Consider the following 14,058-nt stretch of genomic DNA (forward strand, 5'->3'; position numbering starts at 1 on the left):
AAGCATATTCTTAACCCTTTATTAAATACAATCCCTCCTAGATCTTTTATAGTTTTATAAAATATAAATTTAAATTAATAAAAATTTTATTTACAGTCCCTCATTTTATTACTTTAAAGATAATTAATTCATTAAATCTAATCCATTCATTTACATAAATTATTAAATATAAGACACTTCATTTCAGGGGCCTAAATCTTACAAAAATAAATATTTAACTGTTTAAACTTATTGTGAAATTGTCTATATTTTCACCTAGATCATCCTAAAGATTTAGAATATTTTAAATTATATGAGTAAGAGTGGAGAATACTTCCATGTTGAAAATAAAAAATCTGATTTCAAAAACCATAGTCAGCTGCATATGCTTGGGTTCCGCATATGTGTTCGCTTCTCCCGCTCCAGCCAATCAGGATAAAACCCTGTTTTCTGATATTGCAGCAAAAACACCAGGTACACTGCTGTCTATAAAAGAGCAAACTCCCGATCTCTTTACCAATGCTTCACAACGGTTTTTAATTAATTATCGCAGTCGTGGAGTAAATGCCGAGCCTATCGTCACTTCTGGATTCATTTTATTGCCTAAAGGCAAGGCACCCAAAGGAGGCTGGCCTGTACTAGCCTGGGCTCATGGTACAACTGGGGTGGCCGATACCTGTGCACCCTCTGAGGATTATGTGGGCGGGCCAGTACATGTCTACCAGCAAATTGCAGCAACGGCCCTAAATGCCTGGCTTGCGCGTGGTTATGCAGTAGTCGCACCCGACTATCAAGGTTTAGGTACGCCCACCTTACATCCCTATATGAATGCCCAGAGCCAGTTGCATACTGTAGTGGATGCTGTAAGAGCGGCCCATTTTTTAAAGCCCTATCAGTTTAGTAAAGACTGGTATGTCATGGGACATAGCCAAGGTGGTGCTGCCACTATTATGGTAGCCGCACATGGGCAAAAATATGCACCAGAATTCAAGCTTCGGGGAGCAATTGCTCTTGCGCCAGGAGGGTATCAATATCAGGGAATTGCTGAATATGTAAAAACTCATCCACAGATTTCATCGAGTGTTGCTTCGTTTTTTCCTATTGTTCTTTTAGGTGCTGAAGCAGCAGATCCAACGCTTAACCCTACGAATCTCGTTAGCCCCGAGATGAATAAAATTCTTACTTTTGCACGTAGTCGTTGTTTGTCAGAATTGCAAGATGACTTAAAGCAAGCGCCCAAAACAGTTTTCAAGCCCGATGCCAATCTGACACCTTTGATTACCTATCTAAAAAAACAGTCAATTGAAAATATGATCCCTACCGTACCTGTGATGCTGGTACAAGGTGATAAAGATCAACTGGTCGATCCTCGTGGAACTTATGCTTACTTTCAGCAAATTTGTAAAATGAAAAAACCTATCGAATTCCATGAAGTTAAAGGTGGAGATCATCGTGATTCCCTAAGACAGAGTCCCACCCTGATTGGCAACTTTATTAATTCTGTGGACCAAGGGAAATTTCAAAGTAACTGTAATCTAAAATAATATAAAGTATTGAGCCGTCTAGTCAGAGCTCAATGCATAGATGCGATTGAAAATATATTAAAGCTCCTTTTTCAAAGGGGCTTTTTTACAAACACATTTTCGCATATTTCAGCCAGGTGTCAGCCTATAACCTTATTTAATAGCGAGAATTTTAATGTTTTTCCTTTATTTATACCGCTCGATTCCTTTTTAAAATCTCGATTATTTACAGAATCAAAGAAATCCTGCCCTTCACATAGCCACACACCCCAAAATTTTATACAATAGTGCATCCTTTTCCATGGTGCTGCCTTATGACCGCTTGGACTGCTCACGTCACTGTCGCAACTGTTGTTGAAAAAGACGGAAAGTTCCTGTTTGTAGAAGAACATGCTGAAGGTGTGATGCACACAGTTTTTAATCAGCCAGCAGGTCATGTCGAATGTGGTGAAAGCATTATTGAAGCTGCCATTCGTGAAACTATGGAAGAAACAGGTCATACCGTGGAAGTAAAACACTTGTTGGGTATATATACCTATACTCCACCGATGTTCCCTGACCGCACCTATTACCGTTTCTGTTTCTTGGCCAATTCCATCGCCTATGATCCGAATGCCACTTTAGATACAGGCATTGTCGGTCCAGTGTGGATGACGCTTGATGAACTGATTGAGTCTGCTCGCGCACGTAGCCCACTGGTAATTAAAGCCGTGCAAGATGCACTTTCAGGTCAAAAATATCCTTTATCGCTCATTTACGAGCACCAAAATTCTCCCTTAATTTCAAATTTGGATGCCTAATCCTATGCAACAACGTGTCATCGTCGGTATGTCTGGTGGTGTAGATTCATCTGTGTCTGCAGCACTCCTACTTCAACAGGGTTATCAGGTTGAAGGTCTTTTCATGAAAAACTGGGAAGAAGATGACGGCACAGAATACTGTACGGCAATGGAAGATCTTGCCGATGCACAAGCCGTTTGCGACAAGATCGGGATTAAACTGCATACTGCCAATTTCGCGATGGAATACTGGGATCGCGTCTTCGAGCATTTCCTGGCAGAATATGCAGCCGGACGTACGCCTAACCCAGACATTTTATGTAATAAAGAAATTAAATTTCGTGCCTTTCTCGATCATGCAGTGAACCTGGGTGCAGACTTTATTGCGACAGGTCACTATTGTCGTCGTGGTGAAACCATGACCAACTCACGTGGTGAAGAATATGCACCGCTACTGCGTGGTGTGGACAATAACAAAGACCAGACTTACTTCCTGCATGCTGTCCATGGTCGTGAAATTAATAAGACTCTGTTCCCTGTTGGCGAAATTGAAAAGCCACAAGTCCGTAAAATTGCAGAAGAATTAGATCTGGTTACGGCCAAGAAAAAAGACTCGACTGGGATCTGTTTTATTGGTGAACGTCGTTTTAATGACTTCTTGAAGCAATATTTACCCGCTCAACCCGGAAAAATCGTACTGGAAGACGGTAAAGAGGTTGGTGATCATCACGGCTTAATGTACTATACGCTCGGTCAACGCGGTGGCATTGGTATTGGCGGTATGAAAGGAGCTGCTGAAGGCGCCTGGTTCGTATTGCATAAAGATATCGAAGGCAATCGTCTGGTGGTCGGCCAAGGCCATGAACATCCTCTCATGCAAAGTACTACACTTTGGAGTGAGGCAATTGACTGGGTGGCAGGTGAGCAGGATATTCCTGAAACAGGTTTCCGTTGCACAGCCAAAACCCGTTACCGTCAGACTGATCAGGCATGTACTGTGTATCAAGATTCAGAAGCGCCGAATGGTGTTCGTGTTGAGTTTGATGAACCTCAACGTGCGGTGACCCCAGGTCAAAGCGTGGTGTTCTATTCAGGTGAAGTTTGTTTAGGGGGTGGTGTGATTCATCATACCAATGCGCCTAAACCTGATTTTATAAAAGGATGAATTCGGCATGACGGAGTTACCATTTCAACCAGCCATAACGTTGAATACTCGTCAAAATCGTGCTTTGGCATTAGCGGGTGTGTTTCAGGCCACCCAGCTAACCCATATGACAGCGGTGACAGGTCAGCAAAGCATTGGTGAAAGTGGTAACTTCTATTTTGAACAGTTAATTAAAGCCAGTCTTAATATCCGCCCCGGCAGCAATCAGAACGCCCAGACATTAGACTTTTTTAACCAGTTGGCCGATGTTTCCTTAGGTTTAAAAACATTAGAAAGCAGCCTTATTCAGCCCTTCAACACTTCCCCCAAATCCAGAATTCCAAAACTTTCCAGTACAAAACTTCCAATGACCTATGCAATGGCACTTCTTCAGTTAGAAAAGAAGGTCTATAGCAATCCCAAATTTGTTGAAATTATTGAACAGTCCCAACAGAAAATTCTCAGACAGCTTTCTTTCTTTGATAATAATTATCTGCACCCCAGCATCATTGCCAATCTAGCTCAAACCTATGTCGATACTGCCGGACAGATTAATCCTCGCATTATGGTACGTGGCAATGCCGAAGCCTTTAAAGATGCCGGACACACCAATCGCATTCGTGCGTCATTATTTACCGGTTTGCAAATGGCACACCTGTGGCGTCAGCTCGGTGGCAGCTCTTGGGGCATGGTATTTGGCAAACGCAAGTTGCTACAAGATATTCAGAATCTAGCGCGTTTACAGTTTCAGGTGGTTTAACTGATGCTGCACGTGTTTCGTTTTACGTTTAATTCCAAAATCTAAGGAATCGATATGAACGCTTTAACTGCACTTTCTCCATTAGATGGACGTTACGCGAGCAAATGTGATGCTCTACGTCCCTTTCTTTCTGAGTTTGGTTTAATCCATGCTCGTGTGACTGTTGAAGTGCGTTGGTTACAAGCGCTTGCAAACCACCCGGAAATTACTGAAGTACCGGCGTTTTCAGGCGAAACTAATGCAGCGCTTGATGCGATTGTGAGCGATTTTTCTGAAGATGACGCGAATCGTATCAAAGAGATCGAACGCACCACCAACCACGACGTTAAAGCGGTTGAGTATTTCCTGAAAGAAAAAATCGCTGGTATTGAAGAACTTAAAAATGCCGGTGAATTCATTCACTTTGCATGTACGTCTGAAGATATTAACAACCTGTCACATGCTTTGATGCTGAAAAGTGGTCGTGATGTACTGATTGCATCTATGCAGCAAATCATTGATTCAATCGTTGCGCTTTCTGAAAAACATGCAGACCAGCCAATGTTGTCTCGTACTCATGGTCAAACTGCAAGCCCGACGACTTTGGGTAAAGAAATGGCGAACGTGGCTTACCGTCTTGCACGCCAAATCAAACAGTTCAAAAATGTTGAGCTACTTGGCAAAATCAATGGTGCAGTCGGTAACTACAATGCGCACTACTCTGCTTACCCAGACATCAACTGGCCTGCACATTCACAAGCATTTGTAGAGTCTTTGGGGCTAGACTTCAACCCGTACACCACTCAGATCGAGCCACATGACTACATGGCAGAACTGTTTGATGCGCTTCGTCGTTTCAACACTATTCTGATCGATTTTAACCGTGATGTATGGGGTTATATTTCGCTTGGTTTCTTCAAGCAAAAGCTGAAAGATGGCGAAGTTGGTTCTTCAACCATGCCACATAAAGTGAACCCGATTGACTTCGAAAACTCTGAAGGTAACTTAGGGCTTGCCAATGCTGTACTTGCCCACTTAGGTGAAAAACTTCCAATTTCTCGCTGGCAGCGTGACCTGACTGACTCTACTGTGCTTCGCAACATGGGTGTTGGTTTTGCGCAAAGCTTAATCGCGTTTGAAGCGTGCTTAAAAGGTATTGGTAAACTTGAGTTGAACGCTGCGCGGATCAATGAAGATCTGGACAATGCTCAAGAAGTATTGGCTGAACCAATTCAAACTGTAATGCGTCGTTACAACGTTGAAAAACCGTACGAAAAACTAAAGGCGCTTACTCGTGGTCAAGCCATGACTCGCGACATGATGGTTGATTTCGTAAATGGTAACGAGTTGGAAGCTGTTCCTGCTGCTGACCGTGCGCGTTTAGCAGAAATGACTCCTGCCACTTACACAGGTAATGCTGCAGATCAGGCAAAACAAATTAAGGACTTGATCGCTAAAATTTAATTCAGACGATTAAGACTAAAAGCGAAGCTCCGGCTTCGCTTTTTTATTTATAATTATGATCAGTTTAAAATAATTGCATAAGACGCCGATGATAGATCATCAATTAAGTAGCAAGCATTTTGTCAGTTTAGCGATTCTGGCAATCGCAGTTATAGTGGCCAGCATTCAACCTTTAGAAATAGAGTCATATTTGCTCCATCAAGCGGGCACAGTTTTTATGGTGCTGATGCTACTCCTCTGCTTATATAAGATCGGAATAAATTTTCTCAGTTTTAATCTTTATATTCTTTTTCTGCTGATCCATGTGGTGGCAGCCCATTATCTGTATTCTTATGTGCCATATAACCAGTGGATTGAGCAAATTTTTGGTTTTAATCTGAATGAAACGATGCATTGGTCACGCAATATGTTTGACCGTTTTGTTCACCTGGCCTACGGATTATTACTTTATCCTGTTTTTTATCGTTTGTTTCAAGTCTGGATTCCACAGCAGAAACCACTCACGATTTTTCTTTTGGTTATTCAATTTGTGATGGCCGGCAGCCTGATTTATGAATGGCTTGAATGGTTCATTGCTATTCGTCTGTCTGCAGAGGATGCGGAAAACTATAATGGACAGCAAGGCGATATCTGGGATGCACATAAAGATATGTTACTTGCAACCATTGGTGCCATAATCACAGGTAGCATCATGTTAATACAGTCTAATAAATAGCCTTCCTGACACTATCTTCTAATTTTATTAAAAAAATCATTTATATAGAATTTTATTTTCCACAATTAAATTTGACTTAAAGTTGATATTAATTTTTAGTATAAAAATGTTTATAGGAGACTCCCTGATAATAAAATGCTCTATTAATGGAAAGTTAAAATAAAATTTTAACTTTATTAATTCAATTTAATTCTGAGCAAGATAAAAGTAAAACCAGAACATCATTTTCCTTATTTGACTATACATGATCATATATAACTAAACACACCTTAATATCAACAAAAATTAACCCATTTAATAGACCTGAGATTGTATGATCTTCATATCTTCGATATCGAATAATTAAAACTAGGTAATAAGAAATGGCTCACAATATTATTCTGATCACATGGGATGAACCCTCAAAAGCCTTTGAAGGTTTTAATAAATTAAAAAATTCACCTATCCAAAATATTAACGAAATTACCCTTCTCAAACGTCAAGAAAATGGAAATTTCAAAATTGAGGAACAATTAGATCCTAGGCAGGATAGCGGCTTGGTAGGCGGAGGCCTGCTTGGTGCCTTAATTGGAATATTAGGCGGCCCACTCGGGATTGTTCTAGGCTTTACCGCGGGTGCATTACTCGGTGAGTCTTATGACATTAATCATGAGCAGGACGATATGGCTGTATTGACAAAAATCAGCCAAGCCTTACCTGAAGAAAGCACAGGCTTGCTCATTGATGCTTATGAAGAATCTGAAGATTTTATTGATGCTTTATTTGACAAAACTGGTGCAACAATTTATCGCTGGAGTTTTGATGATGTGCAATCAGAAATTGAAGCGAGCGTTGAAGCCTGGCATGAATCGCAGCGTATCGCCAATGTAACCCTAAAAGAACAAAAAAAGGCTGAACACAAAGCAAGACGTCAAGCAAAATGGGAAGCTCTTAAATCCCGCTTCCATCTGTCCAAATAACCCGGCGAACAGATGGTCCAATCTTGAATCTATATCCTGTGATTACATCTTCAATGCAGGACATTATTGTATAGATAAAAAAAGCTCACATTCTGTGAGCTTTTTTTATTCACTAACTTTTATAACCAATGATTACAGTTTTGGATCACGCATTTGTACCAAGTTTGCATTGGCTTTGCTTAAGCTTTCCATGACTTTATTCATGACAGTCGGCACAAGTGAATCAGCAATTTGCGCTGCTTGCAGGCCCAATTTTTCACCCAAAGTTGGTTTCTTGCGAGTCTGCAATAAATAAATATCATGCTGAGTTAACACATTAAGCAAGTATTCATCCGAGGTTTGCAGGGTATCAACAAGATTAAGATCCAGCGCATCCCGGCCATACCAATGCTCACCGGTTGCTACTTTTTCAATATTGAGCTGCGGGCGATACTTTTCAACAAAATGTTTGAATAAAGCATGGGTTTGCTGCAATTCTTCCTCAAACTTGGCTTTACCCTCTTCGGTATTTTCACCGAACATAGTCACAGTACGTTTGTACTCACCTGCGGTATAGAGTTCAAAGTCAATTTTGTTATCTTTCAATAGACGGTTAAAATTTGGTACCTGAGCAACCACTCCAATTGAACCCACAATTGCAAAAGGCGCCGAAATAATTTCATTAGCGATACATGCCATCATATAGCCACCACTAGCGGCTACTTTATCGACACAGATGGTCAGATGAAAACCTGCTTCACGTAAACGCACCAGTTGCGCTGCAGCAAGTCCATAACCATGCACCATACCGCCTGGACTTTCCAGACGCACCACAACACGGTCACGGCCTGCTTTGGCAGTGGCGAGAATCAAAGTGATTTCTTCACGCAAACCTTCTACTGCGGAAGCAGCCATATCACCTTTAAAATCGAGTACATAGATTTTCTGATTGGTTTTCTTACGCGCACGCGCCTCTTTTGACAGTTGTTGTGACAACTGTAAAAGTTCCAGTTTAGAGCCAGTAGTTTGCGCTATTTTTTTTCTTTGTTCATTGATACGCGCATTGAGATGACTAATACGGATTTCAGCGGACAGTTTTGGAGTATGAAATAACATAAAAAATCAGTTCTCTATTTAATTAATTCGGGCTTCTTACTTTAGATTAGGTCAATTTATGTTTTTTTCAATACAATATTGTTGCTTAATTGATTAGTATTACAAAAAGCCTAATCCCTACTGATAGTCCGTCTTGGCAATAATACCCACTAACAGGGCAGAATTCGCATATAAAGCTTTGTGCTGCTTTGTCTTATTTATAATAGAGATTCAGACTTATCCCACACAGCAAGCAGATCATCCTTTTACAGTTGATGCTATAAACCACCCACGATTACACTCAACGTAATCAGCAACATCAGAAAGATGGACTTCTTTTTTATCATTTCCATAGACTGTATAACCCTTTCCATATTTATTTTTTGGTAGCTTTGCCATTTTCTAAGATTTAGTAGGCTAAAGGAATTTTGGAAAAAATTAGATTCTCTTTATTTTTGCAAAATTTAATGACTCCATTCCTTTATTCTATATACATTCATTATGTCCAGAGATAAAAAAAGAGCTATATAGCTCTTTTTTTCAGAAAGTAATAACTAACCAAACCGCCCTGTAATATAGGCTTCAGTCAACTGATGATCTGGCTGGGTAAAGACTTTCTCAGTCGAGTTCACTTCAATTAAATCACCCAAATGGAAGTATGCAGTACGATCAGATACACGCGCTGCCTGTTGCATGGAGTGAGTTACAATCGCGATGGTATATTGCGTAGACAGCTCAGAAATCAGCTCTTCCACTTTAGCGGTTGCAATAGGATCAAGGGCTGAACAGGGTTCATCCATCAGGATCACTTCAGGTGATACTGCAATTGTACGTGCGATACATAGACGCTGCTGCTGACCACCTGACAAACCTGTTCCCGGCTGATTCAAACGGTCTTTCACTTCTTCCCACAAACCGGCTTTACGCAAGCTGCCTTCAACAATTTCCTCAAGATCATACTTGTCACGTGCTAAACCGTGCAGTTTCGGGCCATATGCTACGTTATCAAAAATTGATTTCGGGAAAGGATTCGGCTTCTGGAACACCATACCAACTTGAGCACGCAACAATACCACATCCAGGTTTGGATCATAAATATCCTGATTGTCCAGCATAACCTTACCACTCACCCGACAACTGTCGATAGTGTCATTCATGCGATTTAAGGTACGCAGGAAGGTTGATTTACCACAGCCTGAGGGCCCAATAAAAGCAATCACTTCATTTTCATAAATGTTCAGGTCAATACCCTTAATCGCTTCCGCTTCACCATAGTACACATGCACATCGGAAGTACTAAGTTTCACATTCGTCGCCTTTACATCTTTTTTGCTGCTTTGCGTATCGAACTGGGAAACAAACGGAGTTGTCGGCTTTTGGGTCGCCTCATCCGAGCTAAATTGTGTCTGTTGTGAATTCACGGATTGATCCTTTTCTAAGGAATTTTGAATAATAGTTGTGTTCATGATTCTGCCCCCTATTACCAACGGACTTCAAATTTCTTACGTAGCCAGATAGCCAGACTGTTCAAGCTGATCATCATGGCCAGAAGTACAATAATTGCCGCTGCAGTACGACCTTCAAAGAAGTTACGCAATTCATTGCCTTGCCATAAGAAAATCTGCACCGGTAAAGCCGTTGACTGATCAAATGGAGTAGCTGGAACGCTGGCAACAAAAGCACTCATTCCGATCAATAATAATGGTGCTGTTTCACCCAAAGCTTGTGCAACTCCGATGATTGCGCCCGTTAAAATACCCGGCAAAGCCAATGGCAACACATGATGGAATACTGTCTGAATACGGGAAGCGCCGAGTCCTAAAGCTGCCTGACGAATCGAAGGTGGAACAGCTTTAAGTGATGCACGTGTGGTAATAATCACGGTCGGCAAGGTCATCAGACTCAGAACCAGACCACCCACCAATGGTGCTGAGAGTGGCAAATGCATCCAGCCAATGAAAATTGCTGCACCCAACAGACCGAAGACAATTGAGGGAACGGCTGCCAGATTGTTGATATTGACTTCTACGACATCGGTAATCCAGTTTTTCGGTGCAAATTCTTCCAGATAGATCGCAGAGGCTACCCCGATTGGAATCGAGATAAAGATCACGATCATCATCATGAACAGCGAGCCCATGAAGGCACCTGCCAGTCCGGAAGTTGCCGGCGAACTGCGCGAATCCGGGCTAGTAAAAATATTGGTATTGAAACTATTCTCGATTACACCAGCGGCTTTCATTTCATCCGCCACCTGACGTACTTCAGGACTTAGTTGCTGCTGTTCATCTGGAAGATCACGGTCAATATTTCCAGCTAACCAGACATCAACATTAGCATCAGCCAGAATTTTCACTTCTTTGCTTTGACCGACCAGAGCTGGATCTTTCATAACCATGTCACGCAAACGGTAAGCTTCCGAGCTAGTATATATAGAACCCAGTTCATCACGTTGACTTTCCAGCTTGCGGTCTTTGGCAATCATGCCGTTGATAATCAGGGCATCCCAATCCACCATGCCCACTTCGGTCTGCCATGCAATAAAGCGATCTTCAAACTGCACCGGAGATTCTCCTGCAAGAGGCTTTGGTTTCGGGCCAATATTCACAATGGCAGGATCGAAATAGATCGGCAAATTCATACTGCTTTGCCAGAATGCAGGAAGACCTTTGGACAAAATGCTACCGAACAGCAATACCACAAAGAACAAACCTGCAAGTACCGCAGAGAAACCAAATAGACGGAAGGTTTTTTCTTTACGATGACGTCGTGCCAAAGAGCTTTGAATGGTCTTCTTACGCTTTTCACGCAGCTCGGCAGCGACGGATGGATCAATACGCTGATCCACAGGCGTTGTATTTGAAGTACTCATTAGTCGTATTGCTCACGATATTTACGCACGATGATCAGTGCAACAATGTTCAAACCTAAGGTAATGACGAATAGCGTCAATCCTAGTGCAAAGGCCACCAGTGCTTGCGGACTAGCAAAATCAGTATCACCAGTTAGCTGATTGACGATGGTAATCGTAACCGTAGATACGGCTTCAAGCGGATTGGCATGCAGCTGCGGACTGTTACCGGCTGCCAGGACCACAATCATGGTCTCACCAATCGCACGTGACGCTGCCAACAGGAACGCACCAATAATACCGGGCAAGGCTGCAGGTAAAACCACCTGACGGATCGTTTCAGATTTGGTGGCACCCAAACCCAAAGAACCATCACGTAAAGCACGTGGTACTTGAGTAATAATGTCATCTGACAGAGAAGATACAAATGGAATGATCATGATGCCCATGACCAGACCGGCTGTCAGCGCACTGGTGGCATTAATTTCGAGTCCAACCAGAGCACCCATGCTTTTAAGGAATGGACCGATAATCATCAAGGCAAAGACCCCATAGACAATCGTAGGAATACCCGCTAACACTTCAATGGTTGGTTTTGCCCAAGAGCGGAATCTCGGTGAGGCATACTCTGCCAGATAGATCGCAATCATCAGGCCAACTGGAACCGCAACCAGAAGTGCGATCCCGCTGACCATGAGCGTGCCCCATAACAATGGCAATAAACCATAACTGCCCTCAGCACTGCCTGAGGTACTAAAACCCGGGTTCCATTCGGTACCAAAGAAGAAATCCAGTGGGCTGACAAAGCTGAAGAAGCGCATCGCCTCGCCAAACATCGACATCACAATCCCGAGGGTGGTCAGAATTGCCACACCAGAACACAATGCCAGGCCGATATTAATCATTTTCTCGACCTGGTTACGCGCACGAAATTCCTGGCTAATATGTTTCTTGGCCCAGACCAGACCAGCCAGCGCTGCCGAAATCACTACTGCCAGTTTGGCAAAGGTACCGATGGTTGAAAATTTAGCAAGCTGTTCTGCCGCTGCGACCTCATAAGCTGCAGGGGTATCACTCACCCCAAAACCTGAAGCTAGTGCCTGAACACGATCGATGACAACACTCAGACTGGCCGGATCCAGACTGGCCGAAACATTTTCTGGCAAATGCTTAAGTACCACCTGCTCCAGAAAACTTGGCTCAACCATGTTCCAAACAATCAAAATTAAAAACGCAGGGATACCACACCATAGTGCAACCAGGGCACCATAATATCCGGGACGCGAGTGTAAGTTTGCAGAATTGCTTCCCTTACCTGCTAAGTTACGGCTTTTACTTAATCCGATTTGATAGGCTATGGCCATGATGGCCAATAACACACCTATAAGTAGCAGATTCATGTATTCTCCACTGTTTTTTCAATTTTAATGGTTTGAAAAAACTTGTTTATCGCAAAAAGCCGATGGCAGGTTGACCCTACCACCAGCATTTTCAAAATCAGTGATTACTTCACTACAACCACTTTACCCGCCTTGAAATTTGCCAGAACTGCTGCACGTTCTTTATCAGACATTGAAATCAGACCTGCTTTTTCCAGCTTAGAGCCTTTGCCAGACACTTTTTTGTTCAGGAAGTATTCAGTAAACTGCGGTAAGCCTTTGATTGATTTTAAGTGTTCACCTTTAACGTAGAAGAACAGTGGGCGGGATACCGGATAAGCACCATTTAAAATGGTCTTTTCAGAAGGTGCTACATTGTTCACCGTCGCAACACGCAGACGGTCACGATTCTGGTCATAGAAACCTAAACCAAACACACCCACCGCACTTGGAGAAGTTTTCAAACGTGCCAATGTTTCGGTATAGTCACCGGCAATCTCAACTACACGGCCATCTTTACGGAATGTAGAACAGGCTTTTTTCTTGGCATCTTTGTCTAGAGACTTAATTGCAGCGTACGTTTCACAACCTGCATCCACCATTTTCTCCTGGAAGACTTCGCGCGTACCATGATTCGAAGCCGGGATTACCAGTGTGATCGGTTCATTCGGCAGGTTTTTATCAATCTGGTTCCAACGCGTATAAGGGTTAGCAACCATTTTTCCATTGGATGGAAGCTCTGCAGCAAGTGCAGCGAAGACATGCTGTGGACGCAGTTTATAAGCAGCTTTGTTGGCATTTGACGCAAATACAATACCGTCGTAACCGATTTTGATTTCTAATACCTGATTAACGCCATTCTTTTTACATTCTGCCAGTTCAGTACTTTTGATTTGACGAGAAGAGTTTGCGATATCAATGGTATTATCCCCTACACCATTACAGAACTGCTTTAAACCGCCTGAAGAACCGCCAGAACCGACGACTGGTGTTTTAAACTGTGGAAAAGTATTACCGAATTCTTCTGCCACGATACTGGCATATGGAAGTACAGTTGAAGAACCTGCAATTTGAATGGTGTCACGAGCTGCATGTGCAGTCGTTACAGCAGCTGCCCCGGTTACTGCTAATGCTAAAGCTAAATTTGTAAAGCGCATTCTAGTATCTCTCTCATTTATGCAAATTTGGAGTACACCACTTTTTATTCAGTTTTGTACTTCTTTCGATACCTGCATTTTGATTTTAGAATATGACAGATAAGTTACAGCTTTATTACGATTTAGTGATTTTTAATCTAGCGGTTTTTTCTTGATTAAATTTTTATGGATTTCAATGATTAAGTTCTTTATATCATTCAGTTCAATAAAAAATTTAGACCGATGACATGTAACATTTTTTATAAACCCGAACCCAAGATAAATCCTGCTCCTCAGTTTTACATAAGCCTATGAC

The 14,058-nt window shown here is 42.2% G+C and carries 12 protein-coding genes; 7 read left to right on the plus strand and 5 right to left on the minus strand.

What is annotated here, in order from left to right:
* The first annotated feature begins 317 nt into the window (after positions 1-317).
* From AY605_RS05650 to AY605_RS05680, 7 genes are all read left to right on the plus strand, one after another.
* Positions 318-1,523 (plus strand): alpha/beta hydrolase family protein, encoded by a 1,206-nt coding sequence (locus AY605_RS05650; RefSeq protein WP_064095479.1) that lies wholly within the window; start codon positions 318-320, stop codon positions 1,521-1,523.
* A gap of 293 nt (positions 1,524-1,816) precedes the next feature.
* A complete protein-coding gene (locus tag AY605_RS05655; protein ID WP_064095480.1) occupies positions 1,817-2,302 on the plus strand; it encodes an NUDIX hydrolase in 486 nt (161 codons plus the stop codon).
* A gap of 4 nt (positions 2,303-2,306) precedes the next feature.
* Positions 2,307-3,446, plus strand: a complete 1,140-nt coding sequence (mnmA, locus tag AY605_RS05660) for a tRNA 2-thiouridine(34) synthase MnmA (RefSeq protein WP_064095481.1) — start codon at positions 2,307-2,309, stop codon at positions 3,444-3,446.
* Positions 3,447-3,453: 7 nt separating this feature from the next.
* Positions 3,454-4,185, plus strand: coding sequence for a high frequency lysogenization protein HflD (gene hflD, locus AY605_RS05665; RefSeq protein ID WP_064095482.1), 732 nt, complete (start codon positions 3,454-3,456; stop codon positions 4,183-4,185).
* Positions 4,186-4,239: 54 nt separating this feature from the next.
* A complete protein-coding gene (gene purB, locus AY605_RS05670; RefSeq protein ID WP_064095483.1) occupies positions 4,240-5,628 on the plus strand; it encodes an adenylosuccinate lyase in 1,389 nt (462 codons plus the stop codon).
* Between the two features lie 88 nt (positions 5,629-5,716).
* Positions 5,717-6,343 carry a DUF2238 domain-containing protein gene (locus AY605_RS05675; RefSeq protein ID WP_064095484.1) on the plus strand — a complete coding sequence of 209 codons (627 nt, stop codon included), beginning with the start codon at positions 5,717-5,719 and terminating at the stop codon, positions 6,341-6,343.
* 362 nt (positions 6,344-6,705) lie between these two features.
* The gene (locus tag AY605_RS05680; RefSeq protein WP_064095485.1) at positions 6,706-7,302 is read left to right on the plus strand and encodes a DUF1269 domain-containing protein; all 597 of its coding nucleotides are present in this window, start codon (positions 6,706-6,708) and stop codon (positions 7,300-7,302) included.
* Between the two features lie 132 nt (positions 7,303-7,434).
* On the opposite strand, the gene sohB is transcribed toward AY605_RS05680, so the two are convergent.
* The 5 genes from sohB to AY605_RS05705 form a co-directional block, all read right to left on the minus strand.
* Positions 7,435-8,397 (minus strand): protease SohB, encoded by a 963-nt coding sequence (gene sohB / locus AY605_RS05685; protein ID WP_064095486.1) that lies wholly within the window; start codon positions 8,395-8,397, stop codon positions 7,435-7,437.
* Between the two features lie 533 nt (positions 8,398-8,930).
* Positions 8,931-9,842 carry a phosphate ABC transporter ATP-binding protein PstB gene (gene pstB / locus AY605_RS05690; RefSeq protein WP_064095487.1) on the minus strand — a complete coding sequence of 304 codons (912 nt, stop codon included), beginning with the start codon at positions 9,840-9,842 and terminating at the stop codon, positions 8,931-8,933.
* Between the two features lie 14 nt (positions 9,843-9,856).
* Positions 9,857-11,248 carry a phosphate ABC transporter permease PstA gene (gene pstA, locus AY605_RS05695; RefSeq protein ID WP_064095488.1) on the minus strand — a complete coding sequence of 464 codons (1,392 nt, stop codon included), beginning with the start codon at positions 11,246-11,248 and terminating at the stop codon, positions 9,857-9,859.
* Positions 11,248-12,627, minus strand: a complete 1,380-nt coding sequence (gene pstC, locus AY605_RS05700) for a phosphate ABC transporter permease subunit PstC (RefSeq protein ID WP_064095489.1) — start codon at positions 12,625-12,627, stop codon at positions 11,248-11,250. The genes pstA and pstC overlap by 1 nt, the downstream gene beginning before the upstream one ends.
* 104 nt (positions 12,628-12,731) lie before the next feature.
* Positions 12,732-13,763 carry a substrate-binding domain-containing protein gene (locus AY605_RS05705; RefSeq protein ID WP_064095490.1) on the minus strand — a complete coding sequence of 344 codons (1,032 nt, stop codon included), beginning with the start codon at positions 13,761-13,763 and terminating at the stop codon, positions 12,732-12,734.
* Positions 13,764-14,058: the final 295 nt, after the last annotated feature.

It is taken from the genome of Acinetobacter sp. SFD (genome assembly GCF_001647575.1).
Taxonomy (GTDB): domain Bacteria; phylum Pseudomonadota; class Gammaproteobacteria; order Pseudomonadales; family Moraxellaceae; genus Acinetobacter; species Acinetobacter pecorum.

Excerpts from the sequence above, each read along its gene's own strand:
- AY605_RS05650 (WP_064095479.1), top strand. The coding sequence starts at position 318 with ATGTTGAAAATAAAAAATCTGATTTCAAAAACCATAGTCAGCTGCATA.
- AY605_RS05655 (WP_064095480.1), top strand. The coding sequence starts at position 1,817 with ATGACCGCTTGGACTGCTCACGTCACTGTCGCAACTGTTGTTGAAAAA.
- mnmA (WP_064095481.1), top strand. The coding sequence starts at position 2,307 with ATGCAACAACGTGTCATCGTCGGTATGTCTGGTGGTGTAGATTCATCT.
- hflD (WP_064095482.1), top strand. The coding sequence starts at position 3,454 with ATGACGGAGTTACCATTTCAACCAGCCATAACGTTGAATACTCGTCAA.
- purB (WP_064095483.1), top strand. The coding sequence starts at position 4,240 with ATGAACGCTTTAACTGCACTTTCTCCATTAGATGGACGTTACGCGAGC.
- AY605_RS05675 (WP_064095484.1), top strand. The coding sequence starts at position 5,717 with ATGATAGATCATCAATTAAGTAGCAAGCATTTTGTCAGTTTAGCGATT.
- AY605_RS05680 (WP_064095485.1), top strand. The coding sequence starts at position 6,706 with ATGGCTCACAATATTATTCTGATCACATGGGATGAACCCTCAAAAGCC.
- sohB (WP_064095486.1), bottom strand. The coding sequence starts at position 8,397 with ATGTTATTTCATACTCCAAAACTGTCCGCTGAAATCCGTATTAGTCAT.
- pstB (WP_064095487.1), bottom strand. The coding sequence starts at position 9,842 with ATGAACACAACTATTATTCAAAATTCCTTAGAAAAGGATCAATCCGTG.
- pstA (WP_064095488.1), bottom strand. The coding sequence starts at position 11,248 with ATGAGTACTTCAAATACAACGCCTGTGGATCAGCGTATTGATCCATCC.
- pstC (WP_064095489.1), bottom strand. The coding sequence starts at position 12,627 with ATGAATCTGCTACTTATAGGTGTGTTATTGGCCATCATGGCCATAGCC.
- AY605_RS05705 (WP_064095490.1), bottom strand. The coding sequence starts at position 13,763 with ATGCGCTTTACAAATTTAGCTTTAGCATTAGCAGTAACCGGGGCAGCT.